This is a genomic window from Thioalkalivibrio thiocyanodenitrificans ARhD 1, assembly GCF_000378965.1.
Lineage (GTDB): Bacteria > Pseudomonadota > Gammaproteobacteria > Ectothiorhodospirales > Ectothiorhodospiraceae > Thioalkalivibrio_A > Thioalkalivibrio_A thiocyanodenitrificans.
On the sequence record NZ_KB900536.1, the window covers coordinates 2,618,780 to 2,637,396 of the forward strand.

Below are 18,617 nucleotides of genomic sequence, written 5' to 3' on the forward strand. Positions count from 1 at the left end.
CCTTTGCCCTTGAACCCTCTGTGACCTCTGTGACCTCTGTGGCTCAATAAACACTGTAACTGACATTTCGAGATGCACATCGGCGCACTGATCATCGGGGACGAACTGCTCTCGGGCAAGCGTCAGGACAAGCACCAGACCTTTCTGATCGGCGCCCTGGCGCGCCGCGGGATGCAGCTCTCCTGGGTCCGGGTGGTGGGTGACGACGAGGAACTGCTGGTGCGCACCTTTCGGGAGACGCTGTCGGCCGGTGACGCGGTGTTCAGTTTCGGCGGCATCGGCGCCACCCCGGACGACCTTACCCGGCCCTGCCTCGCCCGGGCTGCCGGGGTGGAACTCGTCTACCATCCGGAGGCGGTGGCGCTGATCGAGCAGCGCTTCGGCGAATCCGCCTATCCCAACCGCATCCGCATGGCGGAGCTTCCCCTGGGCAGCGCCCTGATCCCCAACCCCGTGAACCAGGTACCCGGTTTCAGCCTGCGCGGGCACCATTTCGTGCCCGGTTTCCCCAACATGGCATGGCCCATGGTGGAGTGGGTGCTGGACACCCACTACGCGCACCTGTCGTCGTCGGTGGCGCACATTGAGCGGCTGCTGGTCCTGCACGGGACCGCGGAGAGCGACATCATCCCGCTGATGGAAGCCCTGCTGGAATTGTTCCCGGACGTTCGCCTCTCCAGCCTGCCCAGCTCCCGCAACCGTCAGGAGATCGAACTGGGGGTTCGGGGCGTGGAGGCCCGGGTCGTCGACGCGCTCCAGTGGCTGGAGCGGGAGTTGTCCATGCGCCAGGTGCGATGGGCGCATCGCGAGGTGTCCGGCGACGGCACGACCTGCCCGCCCTCATGAGGCGTGCGGGCTCACGGATCAGGGAGGCGCGGCCATGGTGCGGCGCCTTCCCGGATCGGGAACGGAGGTCCTTGCGTCATGTCCGATGATTCCACCCGGCAGTCACGTACCGCCGAGCGCCTGGTGTGGGCCGGGTTCATGGTGTTCCTGGTGGTCGTGATGTTCATCTACATGCTGCGTGGCGCGGGGCTGGAACAGGATCTGGCGGTCGCCAACGAGGAGAACCTGCGCCTGCAGGTTCTCCTGGCCCGCTACACCGACCGGGAGGTGCAGGTGCCCGCGGACCCGGGGCTCACCAATGCCGAGGTGCGCCGGCTCCAGCGTCTCGGCTTGGCCAACCCCGCGCAGGCGCTGCGTGACGACCTGGTGGCGCAGCCGGAGCTGATCCCCCACGAGCCGGTGCTGGGCGGCCGGATGTATTTCGTGCCCGAGGGCGTGCACGTGCTCAATGGACGCTGGGTGCTTGCGGTGTTCGAGGACGGCCACATCCGCGGCCAGGCGCTGCTGCAGTACGACGTGGCCTACGGCAACATCACCTGGCAGGTGATGGACGCCTACCTGGAGTGATGTCGGGTCAGGGAAACGCCGCGAACCGTTCCCGGCCGGGCGTGCCTAAACTCAAAGGATGCGACGACACACTGTCATAGTGATCCTTGCCGTGGTCCTGGCCCTGGTGCTGGCCCTCTGGCCCTGGGTGACGCGGCACGAGGATCCGCCGGAACCGGCACCCCCCGGGCACGTGCTGGACGATTATCCCCGGGGTTCGGCCATCGACTGGCAGGACTGGGGCGCGCAGGCCCGTGAAACGGCAGCCCGGGAGGGACGGGGGTTGTTCGTGTACTTTCACGGGCAGTGGTGCACCTGGTGCCGGCAGTACCAGGACGAGACCTTGGAGCATCCGGACACGGTGGCCGCCATCGAGCGGGACTTCGTGCCGGTGCTGGTGAATCTGGACAAGCGCCGGGACCTGTTTTCCCGGCTGGGCGGCCGGGGGCTGCCGTTTACCGTGCTGATGGATGCCGGGGGCGAGCCCCTGGGGCGTTTCACGGGACACGTGGCTGCCGCGGATCTCCAGGGCCTGCTGCGCGAGGCCGCCACCCTGGTCACCACCGCGGGGGCCGTGCCCGAAGGTCTCGAGGACCTGCTGGATGCAGACCCGGCGGCCTTCCTCGCGTTTCTCGACGAGACCTACGATCCCGGAACCCGGCGCCTGAGCGGCGCGTCAGTGATCGGCACCCTGAGCAAGCGCCCGCAGCCCATGACCTATCGGCTCCTGCTCCAAGAGCCGGACTGGTCCGCGCGCATCCCCGCCATGCTGGACGTGCTGCGCGAGGACCTGTACGACCCGGTCGACGGCGGATTCTTCTTCTTCTTCGATCCCGACAACCCCAATCCCGACACTGCGGTGGAGACCTCCAAGGTGCTCGGGCTCAATGCCCTGCTGACGTGGCTGTTCGCCGATGCCTACGCGGTGCTGGGGCGGGAGGCCGACGCCGATGCCGTGCGCGGTGCGCTTGCCTATCTGGAGACCACGCTTTGGGATCCCGCCCGGGGGGTCTTCCGCAACAGCCAGTATTCGGACCCCGGGTACTACAGCCTGCCTCCCGCGCAACGGGAAGGCCGGACCCCGCCCCCGGTGGAGAAGGTGCAGTTCGCCGACGTGAGCGGCCAGGCCATCGTGGCCCTCGTGCATGCGGCCCGGGCCCTGAACGAGCCCGGGTATCTGGAATGGGCCGCCGAGGCGCTGGCGGGGCTGGACCGGTACCTGGGCCATGCGGACGGCGGCTACTATCACTTCCGGCCCGATGACGGGCCGCCGCAACTGGAGGGCTACCTGCCGGCGCAGGTGTGGCCGGCCGCCGCCTGGTGGACCTACTACGAGGCCACCGGCGACGAACAGGCGGCATCGCGCGGTGCGCAACTGCTGGCGCGCATCGCCGCGCACCGTGTCGAGGGACTGGACGGCTTCGCCGAACGTCTCGATGCGGACCTGGAGCCCTGGACGGAGTCACGCACCCACGGTGCGCTGGCCTGGCTGCTCACGGGGCCGGCGCGGCCTGCCCGGGTGCCGGAGGACGTGCTGCCCGACGGGCGCCGGGCGCAATGGATGCAGGACGCGCTCGGCCGGTTGGAGCTGATCAGCGGTGGCGATCCGGACGACATGGCGCTCGGGGTGCTGGCTTACCGCCGCTGGGCGGTGGCAGGCAGTGGTGAGTAGCAAGAAGAGGCGGGGTGTTACGTATCAGTTGCTGATCCATGTGGATGAGCCTGTGACCGTGCGGGTGGGGCGGCTGGGTGAGTGCGCGTTCGCGCCGGGGTTCTACGTGTATACGGGCAGCGCGCGCCGCGGCATGAAGGCCCGACTGACGCGGCACCTGTCCAAAGACAAGCGGCTGCACTGGCATATCGACCACCTGCTGGCGGATGCCCATGCCACCGTGGTGGACGTGCATCTGTACTTCGAGCCGGAGTGCGCGGTCAATCAGCGCACCCCGGGCACCATCCCGGCGCCCGGTTTCGGCGCCAGCGACTGCCGGGCAGGCTGTGGTGCGCATCTGAAGCGGTTGCCGCGGTGACGGGTGACCGTAGGATGGGTCAAGCGAAGCGGACCCATGCTGTGTGGTCAGTCGTAGGATGGGTCAAGCGAAGCGGACCCATGCTGTGTGGTCAGTCAAGGAGGCAGGAGTCGGGACGTGCGGGAGGGCCCGCATGGGCACGCTGCGCTTTGCCCATCCTTGTATGTTGTCCGCGTCTGGTCTGATAGGGTTTTGGGCCGGGCACCGGGGAGGCCGTCCCATCCTGGAGGCAGCGTTGGTCTGACCTCGTTCGTAGAGCGGCTCCCCGCCTCATTGCCGACTTCGAGGAGTATCCAAAAGCCAGCCAGGCTGGACTTTGCATCACAAGGTCGAAGCTGCAAGAAGTGCGAGGTCGGGGAACCGGTGTCTATTGTGACTCAACCAGCCCCCGAATGGGAAAGGACAGATGATGACTGTGGTAGGTATCGATATCTCGGCCCAATCCTTCGACCTGGTCAGCCGCCGCGATGGGCGTAACGCCAAGGCGCAGCGCTTCGAACAGAGCCCCCAGGGCCATGCCCGTGCCATCAGCCACCTCAAGGGGCTCAAGCCTGAGTGCATCGTCATGGAGGCCACCGGGGTCTATTACCTGGACCTGGCGGTCGCTCTGCATGAGGCCGATTTGCCAGTGTGTGTGATCAACCCGCGCAGCTTTCGCCACTTTGCCGAGATCCATCTCACGGGCACCAAGACCGATGCCATCGATGCCGCGCTGCTTGCCGAGTACGGCGAACGCATGACGCCCCGGCGCTGGACGCCGCCGCCGAAGCACTGCCTGGGGTTGCGCGATATTGGACGGCAAATCAATCGCTTGATACATGCCCGCACCCAGGCCAAGAACCGCCTGCACGCGCTCAGCGCCAAGACGAGCACGCCTGAGCTGCTCATCGAGGACGAGCAAGACGGCATCGCCCAGCTGGATCGGCGCATTGAACGACTCAAACAGGCAGCCCTGGAGTTGATCGCTCAGTCCGAGACACTCTCGAGCCACTTCGAGCACATAAGCACGGCCCGAGGCATGGGCCAAGCCAGCAGCGTGGCGGTGCTTGCCGAACTGTGTACCCTGCCGAGCGATCTCAAGGCCGCGCAGGTCAGCCGCCATGCCGGACTCGATGTACGGCTCACGCAGTCGGGGAGCAGTGTCAACAGCCCGGGACGCCTGAGTAAGGCCGGTAACGCCTATCTGAGGGCCGCGCTCTACATGCCCGCCATGGTGGCCATCCGCCATGAACCCAGGGCCAAGGCCTTCTATGAGGCGCTGGTGGCACGCGGGAAGAAAAAGATTCAGGCCCTGTGCGCCGTGATGCGCAAGTACCTCACCGGATTGTGGGCCTGCATCAAAACTCGAACCCCCTTCGATGCCGCGGCGCTGTTCAGCGATCAACACCTCAACAAGGCTTGACCGGGAACGGAGTATCTACGGCTGCCCCCGCTCGGCATGGGTCCGCTGCGCTTGACCCATCCTACGGCTGCCCCCCGCTCGGCATGGGTCCGCTTCGCTTGACCCATCCTACGGCTGCCCCCCCGCTCGGCATGGGTCCGCTTCGCTTGACCCATCCTACGGCTAGAGTCGACGACTCCGGATTTCAAGGGACCGGTGGCGTCAGAAGCAGGAATCCGTAGGTTGGGGTGAGCGGAGCGAACCCCAACGGGGGGTTTGACAGGGCTCGTCATGTTGGGGTTCGCTCCGCTCACCCCAACCTACGGGGCTCGGCATGGGTCCGCTGCGCTTGACCCATCCTACGGCTGCCCTCCGCTCGGCATGGGTTCGTTGCGCTTGACCGATCCTACGGTTCACGGTCAGGCGTCACTCATCATCTGCCACCTACTACCACGGCCTCGCCGATCCCCCGGGGATCGGAGGCGGCGCTCACCTCCCCGGACTCCCGATCCCAGACGACCGCGTGCATGTTGCCGAAGCGCCGTGCCTGCGGTGCGAGGGTGTGGCCCCGTGCCTCCAGGGATTCGAGGGTGGCGGCGTCAAAGGCGTCTTCCTCGAACTGGATCTCGTCGGGCAGGTACTGGTGGTGGAAGCGCGGCCGGGTGACCAGGTCTTCGGCGTCACCCCCGTCCATGAACTCCAGGGCCCCCAGCAGCACCATGGTGATGATGCGGCTGCCACCCGGCGTGCCGAGGATGGCGACACGACGGTCATCCTCCACGAAGGCGGGGGTCATGCTGGAGAGCATGCGCTTGCCCGGGGCGATGGCATTGGCCTCCGCACCCACCAGACCGTAGACGTTGGGCACCCCGGGCTTGGCGGAGAAATCATCCATCTCGTCGTTGAGAAGCACGCCGGTTCCCGGCGCCATGAAGCCCGAGCCGAACGGGTAGTTGATGGTGACCGTGGCGGCCACCCGGTTGCCCTCCGCGTCCAGCACGGAGAAGTGGCTGGTCTGCTCGCTTTCGGGCGGGGGTTCCAGCGTGACCGGCAACAGTTCGCTGGGGGTGGCCCGCTCGGGATGGATGGTGGCGCGCAGTCCCGCCGCGTAGTCGTCGCCCATGAGCCGCGCCAGCGGCATCTTTACGAAGTCGGGATCCCCCAGGTACTCCGCCCGGTCCCGGTATGCGCGGCGCATGGCCTCCACCATGAGGTGCACGCGGGTGGCGGCATCCAGATCCGCCAGTTCGTACCAGGCGAGCTGATTGAGGATGGTGACCAGGGCCACGCCGCCGGACGAGGGCGGCGAGGCGGCGGTGATGCGAAAGCCCCGGTACTCGCCGCGCACGGGTTCCCGTTCCACCACCCGGTATGCGGCCAGATCCTCCAGGGTCCAGATGCCGCCCGCCTCGCGCACACCGTCCACCAGACGGTCGGCCAGTTCGCCCCGGTAAAAGCCGTCGAAGCCCTCGCGGCCAAGACGCTCCAGCGTGTCCGCAAGATCCGGCTGACGCACGATCGTGCCCTCGGCCGGCACTTCACCGTCCTCCAGCAGCACCCGCGCCGCCTCCGGGTAGGCGTTCAGGGCCTCCAGCCGGAACGCGGCCATGCGCCGGTAGACCGGGTCCACGGGGAATCCCTCCCGGGCCAGACGTACGGCGGGCGCCAGGGCGTCGGCCAGCGGCAGGCGGCCGTAGTGTTCCGCCAGGTGCACCAGGGCCGCCGGCATACCCGGAATGCCGGCGGACAGGGGACCATCCATGGACAGACCGGGGATCACCGCGCCGTCGTCGTCCAGGTACATGTCCCTGTGGGCGGCGCTCGGTGCGGTCTCGCGCCCGTCCAGCATGGTCTGGTGTCCGTCCTCCGCGCGGTGCAGCAGGAAGAAGCCCCCACCGCCGATGCCGCCACCGTAAGGCTCCACCACGCCCTGGGCGGCGGTCACGGCAATGGCCGCATCGAAGGCATTGCCCCCCCGGGCGAGGATCTCGTGTCCCGCTTCCGTGGCCAGCGGATGGGCCGAGGCGATGGCGGCCGCGCCCGGCCGTTCGCCGGCAACCGCCGCACCGAGCAGCATCACGCTCAGCAGCAGTCCGGAGGCAGGGCCGCGACAGACCCGCGAGAATGCACCGGCCAGACGCGACAAGGGGCCCGTGGGGCCCCTTGGAACGGCGCGTCGAATGCCGGCTGTCATCATGCCTTGGCCGCCATCAGGCGTTCATACTTGGCCATGAGTTCCTCCCTGGTCTCCACCCGGTCCGGGTCGTTGGGGATGCAATCCACGGGACACACGTCCCTGCACTGGGGCTCGTCGTAATGACCGACACACTCGGTGCACAGATCGGGGTTGATCTCGTAGATCTCGTCACCCATGGAGATGGCGTCGTTCGGGCACTCGGGCTCGCACACATCGCAGTTGATGCATTCATCGGTGATCATCAGGGCCATCGAGGCATTTCCTCTTTCAAATCAATAAACTGCCAGAGCAGGGCGCAGACCGCGCATGGTGGTGATCTTATCCCATGCGCGCATTGAGCGCAGCCTTCACAGGGGCAGAGACGAAGTGTGAGACGTCCCCCCCCAGGGATGCAATTTCCCGCACCAGACTTGAGGAGACGTAGGCGTACTCCTCGGCGGGGGTCAGGAACATGGTTTCGAGATCCGGCGCCAGCCAGCGGTTCATGCCCGCCAGCTGGAACTCGTGCTCGAAATCCGACACCGCCCGCAGGCCGCGCAGGATCACCCGCCCCCCTTCCGAGGCGACGAAATCCGCCAGCAGGCCGTCGAAGCCCAGCACGTCCACCCGCTCGATGCCGTCCAGGGTCTCCCGGGCCAGCGCGATACGTTCCTCCAGGCTGAAAAACGGCGCCTTGCGGGGGTTGACTGCGACACCGACCACTACCCGATCGAACAGGCGCACGGCCCGGCGCACCAGATCGGTGTGGCCGTTGGTGATGGGATCGAAGGTCCCCGGATAGACGGCGGTGGTATTCATGTCATGTCTTCCGATTCCGGTGAAACGGGGCGTCGCGGCCGGGCCGCGGCACGGCCCCGCATCTCGTTGATGGGAATGATGGCCGCGAGCGCCAGTGCAAAGAGTAACAGACAGAACAGGATCGCCGCCTGCAGACCCACCCAGGCCTGCAGCAGGCCTATGCCCATCAGGCCCACGATGGCGGCCAGCTTGCTGGACAGGCCCCAGAAACCGAAGAACTCGGCGGCCTTGAGATGGGGCGCAAACTGGCCCACCAGGGCGCGTCCCGCCGACTGGGTGGACCCCAGGCACACGCCCGCCAGCGACCCCACCACCAGGAACACCTGCTGGGGTTCGACCGTGACGCCGTTGCGAATCGTGAACCACTCGGCGATCGCGGGCGTGGCGTAGATCAGCAGGATGGCCAGCAGCCAGAGGGTGAGGGTGATGCCGTAGGTGAGCTTGGCGCCGATGCGGTCCTGGATGAAGCCGAAACCCAGGGCGCCGGCGGCGGCGGTGAGCTGCACGACCACGAACATGACCAACCGCGTGCCCTCGTCCCAGCGCACCACCTGGGCACCGTAGATGAACGTGAACGAGATGATGATGTAGATGCCCGCCATGGCAAAGAACACCGACACCAGCAGCCAGGCCAGGTCCCGGTGGGCACTCACGGTCCTGATGCTGGCCGCCACGCGCCGTATCCCCAGCACCACGTAGCTCGAGGGGCGCACCAGCCGGCGGGGCCTTCCACGTTCCCTCAGCCAGAGGAAGGTGGGAATCGCCGTGATCAGGAAAAACCCGGCCGCGAAGGGCCCCACCCAGCGCACGCTGTCAAAGTTCTCCAGACTCACCTCGCCCAGGAACATCAGCGCGAACGCGGTGGACACCAGCCCGCCCACGTATCCCAGGGCCCAGCCGAACCCGGAGATCCAGCCGAGGGTTTCCGGCGGCCCCAGGTCCGGAAGAAAACTGGCGATGAAGGATTCGCCGATGGCGTAGCCGAAGTTGGACATGATGATCAGCCACATGCCCAGCCAGATGTAGCCCGGAGCCACGAAGTAGAGCATGGCGGTGGTGATCACCGTGAACAGGTAGCTGGCGAACAGGAAGCGCTTGCGGGCGGCGGAGAAGTCCATGATGGCCCCGCACACCGGCCCCGCGATCACCACCGCCAGGTAGCTGACCGCCAGCGCCACGCTCCAGAGCAGGTTGCCCATCCGGTAGTCCTGGTGGGCATCGCCGACGATCACCCGGGTGAACAGGTCACCGAACACTACCGTGATGATGAGCAGGGTATAGGCCTGGTTGGCGAAGTCGAACATCGCCCAGCCCAGGATCTCCTTGTTGGACGCACGCTGCATGCCCACCCCCTGTCAAACGCCCGCAAAGCGTATCACGGCGCCCGGTTCACAGGCCCTGGCGCCGTGCGGGGACAGCGTGCACCGGGCACGAATCCATGTGCTGATCGTTGACGTGCGCACCGCGGCTGCTAACAATTGCAGAGTATCCTCATTCACACGCCCCGGAGTAACGCATGAAAACCACAACAAGAGAACTCGCCAAGCGGTTCATTGCCCTGCTCTGCGTGCTGGCCCTGGTGGGCGCGAGCCTGAGCCCGGCCATAGCGGGCATGGTGGCAACCGATCAGCTGATCGCCGCGGAACAGGTGCAGGCGGATCGCGAGCGGCTCATGGCCACCCTGTCCCGGGACGACGTGAGGCAGCAACTGTCCGCCATGGGCGTGAATCCGGCACAGGCCGCCGAGCGTGTCTCGCGCATGACGGACAGCGAGGTGGCCGCGCTCAACCAGCGTCTGGATGAATTGCCCGCGGGAGCCGGGCCCAGCGTACTGGGCGTGCTGCTGGTGGTCTTCATCGTGTTCGTCATCACCGATGCCATCGGCGCCACGGACATCTTCCCCTTCATCCGGCCGGTGAACTGATCACGCGAACCGCTGAAACCATTGCCCGGAGGAGTGTCAACCATGATCAGGACCACCCTGCGTTGCCTGGCGGTGGTTGCCGCCACCCTGTGCCTGTTCGCGCTGGTCACCTCGCCCCTGCATGCCTCCATGGTCGGCACGGGAGAGGTCCTGGCGGCCGAACAGGGGCACCTGGAACGTGCGCAGCTCATGCAGACCCTTTCCCGGGAAGACATGCGCCGGCAGATGGAACGCATGGGCGTCACCCCCGAGGCGGCCGAGGAACGTGTCGCGCGCATGACCGATGCGGAGGTGGCCGCCATCAACGAGCGCCTGGCCGATCTGCCCGCCGGGGCCGGCACGCTGGAGGTGGTCCTGATCATCCTCCTGGTGCTGGTGCTGCTGGACGCCATGGGCGTGACCGACATCTTCTCCTTCGTGCGTCCCGCCCGCTGATGATCGAGGCTCCGCGGCACGCCCGCCCCCCGGCGGGCGTGCCTTTCCTGTTCCTGCTCGTGCTCCTGCCGGCCGTGCTGTGGCTCTCCGGCTGCGCCACGCCCGCCCAGACCCGGCAGCTCGTGCAGGACACGCCTGCCGGGCTGCCGGAACGGGTGGAACTTGCCCGCGTGCCCTTCTTTCCCCAGGAGGACTACCAGTGCGGGCCCGCGGCCCTCGCCACCCTGCTGGTGGACCAGGGCATCGGCGTGGGACCCGACGCCCTGGTAAGCGAGGTCTACATCCCCGAGCGCCGGGGCAGTCTGCAGACGGAGATGCTCGCCGCCGCCCGGGCCCGGGGACTCATGGCCTACCTGCTGAATCCCGAACTGGAGGATGTGCTGGCCGAGGTGGCCGCGGGCAACCCGGTGCTGGTGTTTCAGAATCTCGGGGTGCGCTTCATCCCCCGCTGGCACTACGCCGTGGTCATCGGCTATGACCTGCCGGCCCGGCAGATCGTGCTGCGCTCGGGCACCATCGAGCGTCATGTGAACAGTTTCAGCCGCTTCGAGCGGACCTGGCAGCGGGGCGGGCGCTGGGCCTTCGTCACCGTACCGCCGGACGCACCGCCCGCCACGGCCCATGCCCTGCCCTGGCTGCAGACCGCCAATGCCCTGGAAAGCACCGGCCTCATGGCGCCGGCCGCCACGGCCTACGAGACGGCCACCCGGCGGTGGCCGGAGCATCCCGTGGGCTGGATCGGGCTGGGCAACGTGCGCTACGCGGTGCAGGACATGACAGGCGCCGAACAGGCGTTCCGGGCACTCGTCGAACGCCAGCCCCGGGCACATGCCGCCTGGAACAATCTCGCCCATGTGCTCCAGGCCCGGGGTTGTGGCGATCAGGCCCGCGAGGCGGCGGCCTGTGCCGCCAGCCTGGGTCCGGACAACCCGCGTTACCGGCAGACCCGGGAGACCATGCGGGACGCTCCCGTGGAAAACCATTGCGCACCGCTTGCGTGCCCGGTGGACGTCCCGGCACAGCAACGCTGAAGCACCGGCATGAAACGGATTCGACCGCACCGACGAATCAGTCGTCTTCGCGCAGCGCTTCGATCAGCGGGCAGCCCACGGACCCGCCCGCCGCCGAACCGCAATCCGCCACCAGGGTCGACAACGCGGCCTCCATGCGCTCCAGGTCCGCCTTGCGTGCGCGTACGCCCTGCAGCTTGTGCTCTGCGATCTCGCGCGCCTCGTCACAATGGAGACCGTCTTCCAGTTGCAGGAGCTGGCCGATCTCGGCCAGGCTGAATCCCAGCCGCTGCGCCGATCTGATGAACCGCAGGCGGGCCACCTCCGCCGAGTCATAACGGCGTATGCCGCCCGGCGGCCGCTCCGGTAACCGGAGCAGGCCCTTGCGCTGATAGAACCGCACGGTCTCCACGCCCACGCCCGCTTCCCGGGCCAGCATCGAGATGGTCAGCATGCCCTTGACTCCGTACCAGGGTACGGACCTGATCATAACGCCCGATCCTAGTCGGGAGACACCCCATGGAAGCGCCCATCGACCGGTCGACCATCACCTGCCCGGCCTGTGGCCACCGCCGCACCGAACACATGCCCACCGATGCATGTCAGTGGTACTACCAGTGCGCGCACTGCCACACCCTGCTGCATCCCAAACCCGGGGACTGCTGCGTGTTCTGCTCCTACGGGGACGTTCCCTGTCCATTCGTGCAGACGCGCGGGCAGGACTCGCCTCCGTGATGCGGGACAGGGAACAGCGGCCGGGGTCGGAAAGGGCGATTGCAGGCGCCGTGCCCGGACCGCGGTGTTCAGCCCGGGATCGGGCGTCCCGCGGGGGCGGATTGGTGATCTGATCACGGACAGTCTGCCGGGGTCAGCGCACACTGGGATGCATCCGCAGTTCCATTGATCTGAAAGGAGACGCCCCATGCATCGCATCCCGATCCCCCTCGCCTGCGCCGCTGCCCTGCTGGCCGGCGGCCCCGCCATGGCCCAGCAACCCCCCGCCGATCCCGCCATCGCCGTGCTGGGCGGCGTACTGTTTCCCGATGTTCCCCGTGCCGATGACGATCTGGTCTACGGCATCGAATTGTCCGCCAACTGCCGGTTCATCCAGCCCGCCCGGGGGCGCGTGCGTCACCACCTGAGCCTCACCCGGTACAACGACAGTCCGCTCAAGATGACGAGTGCGGAACTCAACAGCCACTACACGGTGGACGTGGCGCCCGACCTTGCGCTGGGCGTCGGCCCGGGTATCGGCTATGCGCGCACCAACATCGGCAACGATGACCACGGACTCTGGTCGTTCCAGGTGGGCGGCAGCATGCACTACCGGACAGCCGGCAACCTCTTCCTGGGTCTTGAAGCCCGTTACCAGTTCACCGAGAGCGCCCGCTTCGACGGTCGCCGCCGCGACGCCGACAACATGCGCATCCTCGGCAAGGCCGGCTTTCATTTCTGACCCGGCGCCGCGCGATTACCTCCCCCCGTAGGAGCCCAGTCCCCTGGGCGATTACCCGCCCAAGCCAAACCCCTTTCGCCCGGAGGACCGGGCTCCTACACGCGTGCCTCGCCCCCCCCTGTAGGAGCCCACTCCCGTGGGCGATCCTGCCCAAGCCAAACCCCTTTCGCCCGGAGGACCGGGCTCCTACACGCGTGCCTCGACCCCCCCTGTAGGAGCCCACTCCCGTGGGCGATTCTGCCCAAACCAAACCCCTTTCGCCCGGAGGACCGGGGGGTTGCGGTTCCTCACTGGCGTCCCCGCCTTCTCCCGGTTTCCCCCTGCCGCCCGACGGCAGGGGAACCGGAACCCCGTTCGCCTGTCACTCATTGAAATCAATCCTCTCCCTGATCCCGCTCAACGGACGGCCCCGAGCGGCTTGCCCGGCGGCCACGGGTTGCCGACCATCAACAGGGAAACCAGCGCAAGGACCGATTCCATGGTTCCCCCCGCCAGCGACAGGCCCGCAAACCGGACATGGCATGCACGCGACGCGCAGGAGACGCTTTCGCACTGGCGCACCGAACGCCGGGGCCTGGGCAGTGACGAGGCGCGGGAACGCCTGGAACGGTACGGACACAATGCTCTCCCCCCGCCGGAGAAGGCAGGGCCGTTGCTGCGCTTTCTGCGCCATTTCCACAATGTGCTGATCTACATCCTGCTGGTGGCCGCGCTCGGCACCGCATTGCTGGGCCACTGGGTGGACACCGGCGTGATTCTCGCCGTGGTGCTCATCAACACCATGATCGGGTTCATCCAGGAGGGCAAGGCGGAAAAGGCCCTGGACGCCATCCGCAACATGCTCTCGCCCAAGGCGGCGGTGATGCGCGACGGCAAGCGGCGCGAGGTGCCCGCGGACGAACTGGTGCCCGGCGATATCGTCTTTCTGCAGGCCGGAGACCGGGTGCCCGCCGATCTGCGCCTTCTGGAAGTGAAGAACCTGCGCGTGGAAGAGGCGGTGCTCACCGGCGAATCGGTGCCGGTGGAAAAGGCCGTTGACCCCGTGGCCGAGGACGCGCCTCTTGGCGATCGCACCTGCATGGCCTTCTCCGGCACTCTGGTGGCCTTCGGCCGGGCGACGGGCGTGGTGGTGGGCACCGGTGCGCACACGGAGATCGGGCGCATCTCCGAGATGCTCGGCGAGGTGCAAAGCCTGCAAACGCCGCTGGTGCGCCAGATGGAGCAGTTCGGCCACTGGCTGGCGGTGGTGATCATCTTCATCTCCGCCGCCACGTTCGCATTCGGTTACTGGATACGCAGCTACCCCCTGGACGAAATGTTCCTGGCGGCGGTGAGCCTGGCGGTCTCCACCATCCCGGAAGGCCTGCCCGCCATCATGACCATCGCGCTGGCCATCGGCGTGCAGAAGATGGCGAAACGCAACGCCATCATCCGCCGCCTGCCGGCCGTGGAGACCCTGGGTTCCGTGTCCGCCATCTGCTCGGACAAGACCGGCACGCTCACGCGCAACGAGATGACCGTGCAGACCGTGGTCACCGCTGCGCAGCGCTTCGATGTCACCGGCGTGGGCTATGAACCCCGTGGCGGTTTCCTGCTGGGCGACCGCGACGTGGCCCCCGACGATCATCCGGTACTCTGGGATACCCTTCTGGCGGGACTGTTGTGCAACGACGCGGTGCTTTACGAACGGGAAGGCCAGTGGGTCATGGAAGGCGATCCCACCGAGGGCGCCCTGGTCACCGCCGCCTGCAAGGCGGGGCTCGACCCGCACCAGCAGCAGGAGCGGCTGCCGCGCACCGACGTGATCCCCTTCGAGTCGGACCACAAGTACATGGCCACCCTGCACCACGACCACGAGGGGCACGGGCGCGTGTTCCTGAAGGGGGCACCGGAGCGGGTGCTGTCCCTGTGCGAAAGCCAGCGGGAAGGCGACAGGAACGCACCCGTCGACCGGGACGCCTGGCACGGGCACATGGAGCAGATCGCGGCAAGGGGCCAGCGGCTTCTGGCGGTAGCGGTGCGCGATGCCGCGCCGGAGCAACGCGACCTCACCTACGCGCACATCGAGGAAGGCGGCTTCACGATGCTGGCCCTGCTGGGCATCATCGATCCGCCCCGGGACGAGGCCATCGCCGCCGTCAAGGAGTGCCGGGAGGCGGGTATCGGCGTGAAGATGATCACCGGCGATCACCTGATCACCGCCCGGGCCATCGGCGAGCAGTTGGGCATGGGCAACGAGATCACCGCGCTTTCCGGCCACGAACTGGAGGAGATGGACGAGGACGCCCTGGGCCGCGCTGTGCAGGAGGCGGACGTGTTCGCCCGCACCACACCCGAGCACAAACTGCGCCTGGTGCAGGCCCTGCAGGCGGACGGGCGCATCGTGGCCATGACCGGCGACGGGGTCAACGACGCGCCGGCGCTCAAGCGCGCCGACGTGGGCGTGGCCATGGGGCGGAAAGGCACCGAGGCCGCCAAGGAGGCCGCCGAGATGGTGCTGACCGACGACAACTTCGCCTCCATCGCCCACGCCGTGGAGGAAGGGCGCACCGTCTACGACAACATCCGCAAGGCCATCCTGCACACCCTGCCCACCAACGCGGGCCAGTCGCTCACCATCATGATGGCCATCCTCATGGGGCTCGCCCTGCCGCTCACGCCGGTGCAGGTGCTGTGGGTAAACATGGTGACCTCGGTGACGCTGGCCATGGCGCTGGCCTTCGAGCCGGCCGAACCGGGTGTCATGAAACGACCGCCCCGGCGCCCCGACGCACCATTGCTCTCGGGTTTCCTGCTGTGGCGCATCCCGTTTGTGGCCATCCTGCTTTGGGCCGGCACCTTCGGGCACTTCGTGTACATGGAAGAGGTCCTGGGTGTCTCCGACGAACTCGCGCGCACCGTGGCCATCAATACGCTGGTCGCCGGGCAGGCCTTCTATCTCCTGAACCTGAGGCTCATCCACCAGCCGGTGCTGATCGGCCTGGAGGTGTTCCGTTCCCGGGCCATGTGGATCGCCATCGGGGTGCTGATCGTGTTGCAGATCGCGTTCACCTTCGCGCCGGTCATGAACACCCTGTTCGGCACCACCCCGGTGCCCCTCGAGCACTGGTGGCGTATCCTGCTCTTCGGCGTGCTGTTGTTTGTCATCGTCGAGACCGAGAAGGTCGTTATCAGGAAATTCATTCAATGAACGAGCCACAGCCCGAGAGCACCCCCTGGCACAACCGGGGGACGGATGATGTCCTGCGGGAACTGGAGGTCTCCGAACAGGGGCTCGATGCCGGGCAGGTGAAGGAGCGCCTGGAACGTTTCGGCCACAACCGCCTTCCGCCGCCGGAACGGACCGGTCCGCTCAAGCGTTTCCTGCTGCAGTTCCACAACGTGCTCATCTACATTCTCATCGCCGCGGCCGCGGGCACCGCGTTCCTGCAGCACTGGGTGGACACGGGCGTGATCCTGGGCGTGGTGCTGATCAACGCCATCATCGGTTTCATCCAGGAGGGAAAGGCGGAGGAGGCCCTGGACGCCATCCGCAGCATGCTTTCCCCCAAGGCCCTGGTGCTGCGCGACGGCGAGCGGCGCACGGTGCCCGCCGAGGAACTGGTGCCGGGGGACATCGTGTTCCTGCAGGCGGGCGACAAGGTGCCTGCCGATCTGAGACTGCTGCGTGTCCACAACATGCGCATCGACGAGGCGATGCTCACCGGCGAGTCGGTGGCCGTGGACAAGCAGACCGATCCCGTGGACGAGGACGCGGACCTGGGCGACCGGGGCGGCATGGCCTTCTCCGGCACGCTGGTGGCCTTCGGCCAGGGGCGCGGCGTGGTGGTGGCCACCGGCACCGGGACCCAGATCGGCCGCATCTCCACCATGCTGGGCGAAGTCGAGCAGCTCACCACGCCGCTGCTGCGCGACATTGCCGTGTTCGGCCGCTGGCTGTCGGTGGCCATCGTGGTGCTTGCCGCCTTCACCTTTGCCTTCGGCTACTGGTTCCGGGATTACGACATCCTGGAGACCTTCCTCGCGGCGGTGAGCCTGGCGGTCGCCGCCATCCCCGAGGGTCTCCCTGCCATCATGACCATCACGCTGGCCATCGGCGTGCAGCGCATGGCCGCGCGCAATGCCATCATCCGCCGCCTGCCGGCGGTGGAGACCCTGGGCTCTGTCACCACCATCTGTTCCGACAAGACCGGCACGCTGACCCGCAACGAGATGACGGTCAAGTCCATCGTCACCGGCGAGGACATCTTCGAGGTGGGCGGCGTGGGCTACGAACCCCACGGCGGGTTTTCGCGCGACGGTCAGGACGTGGAACCGGAAGAACACCCGGTGCTGGCCGAAACCCTGCGCGGCATCCTGCTGTGCAATGACGCGGAGGTGCGTCAAAGGGACGGCGAGTGGGTGCTTGAAGGTGATCCCACGGAGGGCTCACTGGTAACGGCCGCGCTCAAGGGCGGGCTGAATCACAGGGAAACCAATGAGCTTTATCCGCGGGATGACGTGATCCCCTTCGAGTCCTCCTACAAGTTCATGGCCACCCTGCATCACCACCACGAGGGGAACCACAGCCTCGTGTATCTCAAAGGCGCGCCGGAACGGGTGCTGGCGGTGTGCAACCGGGAACGCACCGTGGACGGCGACCGTGACATCGACACGGATCGCTGGCAGCAGCACATGGACGAGATCGCCGCGAAGGGACAGCGCCTGCTGGCGCTGGCCGTTAAGGGCGTGGACGCGGACAAGCGCACCCTGGAGTTCCCCGACATCGAGGACGGCGGGCTCACGATGGTGGCATTGTGCGGCATCATCGATCCGCCCAGGGACGAGGCCATCGAGTCGGTGGCCGAATGCCAGTCGGCGGGCATCGTGGTCAAGATGATCACCGGCGATCACGGGGTGACCGCCCGGGCCATCGCCGACGAGCTGGGCATCGACACCTCGGGCGGCGTGATGGTCGGCCATGAACTGGAGAAACTCTCCGACGACGAGATGGAGCGCACCGTTCGGGAAGTGGATGTCTTTGCCCGTGCCACCCCGGAACACAAGCTGCGCCTGGTGCGTGCCATCCAGGCCAACAGGCACGTGGTGGCCATGACCGGAGACGGGGTCAACGACGCGCCGGCACTCAAGCGCGCCGACGTGGGCGTGGCCATGGGCATCAAGGGCACCGAGGCCTCCAAGGAGGCCGCGGAGATGGTGCTGGCCGATGACAACTTCGCCTCGATCGCGCATGCCGTGGAGGAAGGGCGCACCGTCTACGACAACCTGCGCAAGGCCATCCTGTTCCTGCTGCCCACCAACGGCGGCCAGGCTTTCACGATTGTCGCCGCGATCCTGCTGGGGCTCACCCTGCCGCTGACCCCGGTGCAGGTGCTGTGGGTGAACATGGTCACCGCCGTGACCCTGGCCCTGGCGCTGGCCTTCGAGCCCACCGAGCCCGGCGTCATGGAACGGCCGCCGAGACCGCCCCAGACGCCGATCCTGTCCGGCTTTCTCATCTGGCGCGTGGTGTTCGTCTCCGCCCTCCTGGTGGCCGGCACCTTCGGCCATTTCCTGTGGATGGAGCAGCAGGGGGTCGCGGTGGAGATCGCCCGCACCGTGGCCATCAACACCCTGGTGATGGGTCAGCTTTTCTATCTCTTCAACAGCCGCTACATCCTGGAGCCGGTGTTCAACCGGGCCGGGCTGCTGGGCAGCCGCGCCGTACTCATCGCCGTCGGGGTGCTCATCGTGCTGCAGGGCCTGTTCACCTACGCGCCCCCGCTGCAGTTCCTGTTCGGCACCGCCGCTCTGGGCCTCGACGACTGGGGCCGCATCCTCGTCTTCGGCATGGCGCTGTTCGTGCTGGTGGAACTGGAGAAGGCCTTTCTCAAGCGGCGTGACGTGCAGGCGCATCAGTAGGCAGTCAAAGGCAAAGGCCTTGACGCAAAGACGCAATGTCGCAAAGGGGCGCAAAGGTCGTTTTGGATTTACACTCAGAAATCCTTTGCGTTC

General features: G+C 67.1%; 17 protein-coding genes. 12 read left to right on the forward strand and 5 right to left on the reverse strand.

What is annotated here, in order from left to right; genetic code table 11:
• The first annotated feature begins 72 nt into the window (after window positions 1-72).
• The 5 genes from THITHI_RS0112465 to THITHI_RS0112485 all read left to right on the forward strand — a co-directional run bounded on the left by THITHI_RS0112465 (window position 73) and on the right by THITHI_RS0112485 (window position 4,824).
• Window positions 73-846, forward strand: a complete 774-nt coding sequence (locus tag THITHI_RS0112465; RefSeq protein ID WP_018233437.1) for a competence/damage-inducible protein A — start codon at window positions 73-75, stop codon at window positions 844-846.
• Between the two features lie 78 nt (window positions 847-924).
• Window positions 925-1,413: a hypothetical protein gene (locus tag THITHI_RS0112470; RefSeq protein WP_018233438.1), complete on the forward strand. Its 489-nt coding sequence runs from the start codon at window positions 925-927 to the stop codon at window positions 1,411-1,413.
• Window positions 1,414-1,492: 79 nt separating this feature from the next.
• Window positions 1,493-3,064, forward strand: coding sequence for a thioredoxin family protein (locus THITHI_RS0112475; protein WP_018233439.1), 1,572 nt, complete (start codon window positions 1,493-1,495; stop codon window positions 3,062-3,064).
• Complete coding sequence (locus THITHI_RS0112480) at window positions 3,057-3,422, forward strand: GIY-YIG nuclease family protein (RefSeq protein WP_198005606.1); 366 nt, start codon at window positions 3,057-3,059, stop codon at window positions 3,420-3,422. Before THITHI_RS0112475 ends, THITHI_RS0112480 begins: the two co-directional genes overlap by 8 nt.
• Before the next feature lie 406 nt (window positions 3,423-3,828).
• Complete coding sequence (locus THITHI_RS0112485) at window positions 3,829-4,824, forward strand: IS110 family RNA-guided transposase (protein WP_018232516.1); 996 nt, start codon at window positions 3,829-3,831, stop codon at window positions 4,822-4,824.
• A gap of 412 nt (window positions 4,825-5,236) precedes the next feature.
• On the opposite strand, the gene ggt is transcribed toward THITHI_RS0112485, so the two are convergent.
• The 4 genes from ggt to THITHI_RS0112505 all read right to left on the reverse strand — a co-directional run bounded on the left by ggt (window position 5,237) and on the right by THITHI_RS0112505 (window position 9,141).
• Window positions 5,237-6,880: a gamma-glutamyltransferase gene (gene ggt, locus THITHI_RS0112490; RefSeq protein WP_018233441.1), complete on the reverse strand. Its 1,644-nt coding sequence runs from the start codon at window positions 6,878-6,880 to the stop codon at window positions 5,237-5,239.
• Between the two features lie 116 nt (window positions 6,881-6,996).
• Window positions 6,997-7,251: a YfhL family 4Fe-4S dicluster ferredoxin gene (locus tag THITHI_RS0112495; protein WP_018233442.1), complete on the reverse strand. Its 255-nt coding sequence runs from the start codon at window positions 7,249-7,251 to the stop codon at window positions 6,997-6,999.
• Window positions 7,252-7,318: 67 nt separating this feature from the next.
• Window positions 7,319-7,798 carry a pantetheine-phosphate adenylyltransferase gene (gene coaD, locus THITHI_RS0112500; protein ID WP_018233443.1) on the reverse strand — a complete coding sequence of 160 codons (480 nt, stop codon included), beginning with the start codon at window positions 7,796-7,798 and terminating at the stop codon, window positions 7,319-7,321.
• Window positions 7,795-9,141 carry an MFS transporter gene (locus tag THITHI_RS0112505; protein WP_018233444.1) on the reverse strand — a complete coding sequence of 449 codons (1,347 nt, stop codon included), beginning with the start codon at window positions 9,139-9,141 and terminating at the stop codon, window positions 7,795-7,797. The genes coaD and THITHI_RS0112505 overlap by 4 nt, the downstream gene beginning before the upstream one ends.
• A 173-nt stretch (window positions 9,142-9,314) precedes the next feature.
• Here THITHI_RS0112505 and THITHI_RS0112510 point away from each other — a divergent pair, with 173 nt between their 5' ends.
• Genes THITHI_RS0112510 through THITHI_RS0112520 form a run of 3 tightly spaced genes read left to right on the forward strand, consistent with a single transcriptional unit; the run spans window position 9,315 to window position 11,188 of the window.
• The gene (locus THITHI_RS0112510; protein ID WP_018233445.1) at window positions 9,315-9,722 is read left to right on the forward strand and encodes a DUF6627 family protein; all 408 of its coding nucleotides are present in this window, start codon (window positions 9,315-9,317) and stop codon (window positions 9,720-9,722) included.
• 42 nt (window positions 9,723-9,764) lie between these two features.
• Window positions 9,765-10,157: a DUF6627 family protein gene (locus THITHI_RS0112515; protein WP_018233446.1), complete on the forward strand. Its 393-nt coding sequence runs from the start codon at window positions 9,765-9,767 to the stop codon at window positions 10,155-10,157.
• Window positions 10,157-11,188 carry a PA2778 family cysteine peptidase gene (locus THITHI_RS0112520; protein ID WP_018233447.1) on the forward strand — a complete coding sequence of 344 codons (1,032 nt, stop codon included), beginning with the start codon at window positions 10,157-10,159 and terminating at the stop codon, window positions 11,186-11,188. The genes THITHI_RS0112515 and THITHI_RS0112520 overlap by 1 nt, the downstream gene beginning before the upstream one ends.
• Before the next feature lie 37 nt (window positions 11,189-11,225).
• On the opposite strand, the gene THITHI_RS0112525 is transcribed toward THITHI_RS0112520, so the two are convergent.
• Entirely contained in the window at window positions 11,226-11,657 is a 432-nt protein-coding gene (locus THITHI_RS0112525; protein WP_232199418.1) for a MerR family transcriptional regulator, read from the reverse strand.
• Between the two features lie 29 nt (window positions 11,658-11,686).
• Here THITHI_RS0112525 and THITHI_RS0112530 point away from each other — a divergent pair, with 29 nt between their 5' ends.
• The 4 genes from THITHI_RS0112530 (at window position 11,687) to THITHI_RS0112545 (ending at window position 18,524) form a co-directional block, all read left to right on the forward strand.
• A complete protein-coding gene (locus THITHI_RS0112530; RefSeq protein ID WP_018233449.1) occupies window positions 11,687-11,902 on the forward strand; it encodes a GDCCVxC domain-containing (seleno)protein in 216 nt (71 codons plus the stop codon).
• Between the two features lie 187 nt (window positions 11,903-12,089).
• Window positions 12,090-12,623, forward strand: a complete 534-nt coding sequence (locus tag THITHI_RS0112535) for an outer membrane protein (protein ID WP_018233450.1) — start codon at window positions 12,090-12,092, stop codon at window positions 12,621-12,623.
• Between the two features lie 478 nt (window positions 12,624-13,101).
• On the forward strand, window positions 13,102-15,813 hold the full coding sequence (locus THITHI_RS0112540; RefSeq protein WP_018233451.1) for a cation-transporting P-type ATPase: 2,712 nt from the start codon (window positions 13,102-13,104) through the stop codon (window positions 15,811-15,813).
• Window positions 15,810-18,524: a cation-transporting P-type ATPase gene (locus THITHI_RS0112545; RefSeq protein ID WP_018233452.1), complete on the forward strand. Its 2,715-nt coding sequence runs from the start codon at window positions 15,810-15,812 to the stop codon at window positions 18,522-18,524. The genes THITHI_RS0112540 and THITHI_RS0112545 overlap by 4 nt, the downstream gene beginning before the upstream one ends.
• The last annotated feature ends 93 nt before the right edge of the window (window positions 18,525-18,617 follow it).

What these genes read in the sequence shown, in the direction of transcription:
- THITHI_RS0112465 (WP_018233437.1), top strand. Translation starts at nt 73, where the DNA reads ATGCACATCGGCGCACTGATCATCGGGGACGAACTGCTCTCGGGCAAG.
- THITHI_RS0112520 (WP_018233447.1), top strand. Translation starts at nt 10,157, where the DNA reads ATGATCGAGGCTCCGCGGCACGCCCGCCCCCCGGCGGGCGTGCCTTTC.
- coaD (WP_018233443.1), bottom strand. Translation starts at nt 7,798, where the DNA reads ATGAATACCACCGCCGTCTATCCGGGGACCTTCGATCCCATCACCAAC.
- THITHI_RS0112530 (WP_018233449.1), top strand. Translation starts at nt 11,687, where the DNA reads ATGGAAGCGCCCATCGACCGGTCGACCATCACCTGCCCGGCCTGTGGC.
- THITHI_RS0112535 (WP_018233450.1), top strand. Translation starts at nt 12,090, where the DNA reads ATGCATCGCATCCCGATCCCCCTCGCCTGCGCCGCTGCCCTGCTGGCC.
- THITHI_RS0112515 (WP_018233446.1), top strand. Translation starts at nt 9,765, where the DNA reads ATGATCAGGACCACCCTGCGTTGCCTGGCGGTGGTTGCCGCCACCCTG.
- THITHI_RS0112485 (WP_018232516.1), top strand. Translation starts at nt 3,829, where the DNA reads ATGATGACTGTGGTAGGTATCGATATCTCGGCCCAATCCTTCGACCTG.
- THITHI_RS0112495 (WP_018233442.1), bottom strand. Translation starts at nt 7,251, where the DNA reads ATGGCCCTGATGATCACCGATGAATGCATCAACTGCGATGTGTGCGAG.
- THITHI_RS0112540 (WP_018233451.1), top strand. Translation starts at nt 13,102, where the DNA reads ATGGTTCCCCCCGCCAGCGACAGGCCCGCAAACCGGACATGGCATGCA.
- THITHI_RS0112525 (WP_232199418.1), bottom strand. Translation starts at nt 11,657, where the DNA reads ATGATCAGGTCCGTACCCTGGTACGGAGTCAAGGGCATGCTGACCATC.
- THITHI_RS0112510 (WP_018233445.1), top strand. Translation starts at nt 9,315, where the DNA reads ATGAAAACCACAACAAGAGAACTCGCCAAGCGGTTCATTGCCCTGCTC.
- THITHI_RS0112545 (WP_018233452.1), top strand. Translation starts at nt 15,810, where the DNA reads ATGAACGAGCCACAGCCCGAGAGCACCCCCTGGCACAACCGGGGGACG.
- THITHI_RS0112470 (WP_018233438.1), top strand. Translation starts at nt 925, where the DNA reads ATGTCCGATGATTCCACCCGGCAGTCACGTACCGCCGAGCGCCTGGTG.
- ggt (WP_018233441.1), bottom strand. Translation starts at nt 6,880, where the DNA reads ATGCTGCTCGGTGCGGCGGTTGCCGGCGAACGGCCGGGCGCGGCCGCC.
- THITHI_RS0112505 (WP_018233444.1), bottom strand. Translation starts at nt 9,141, where the DNA reads ATGCAGCGTGCGTCCAACAAGGAGATCCTGGGCTGGGCGATGTTCGAC.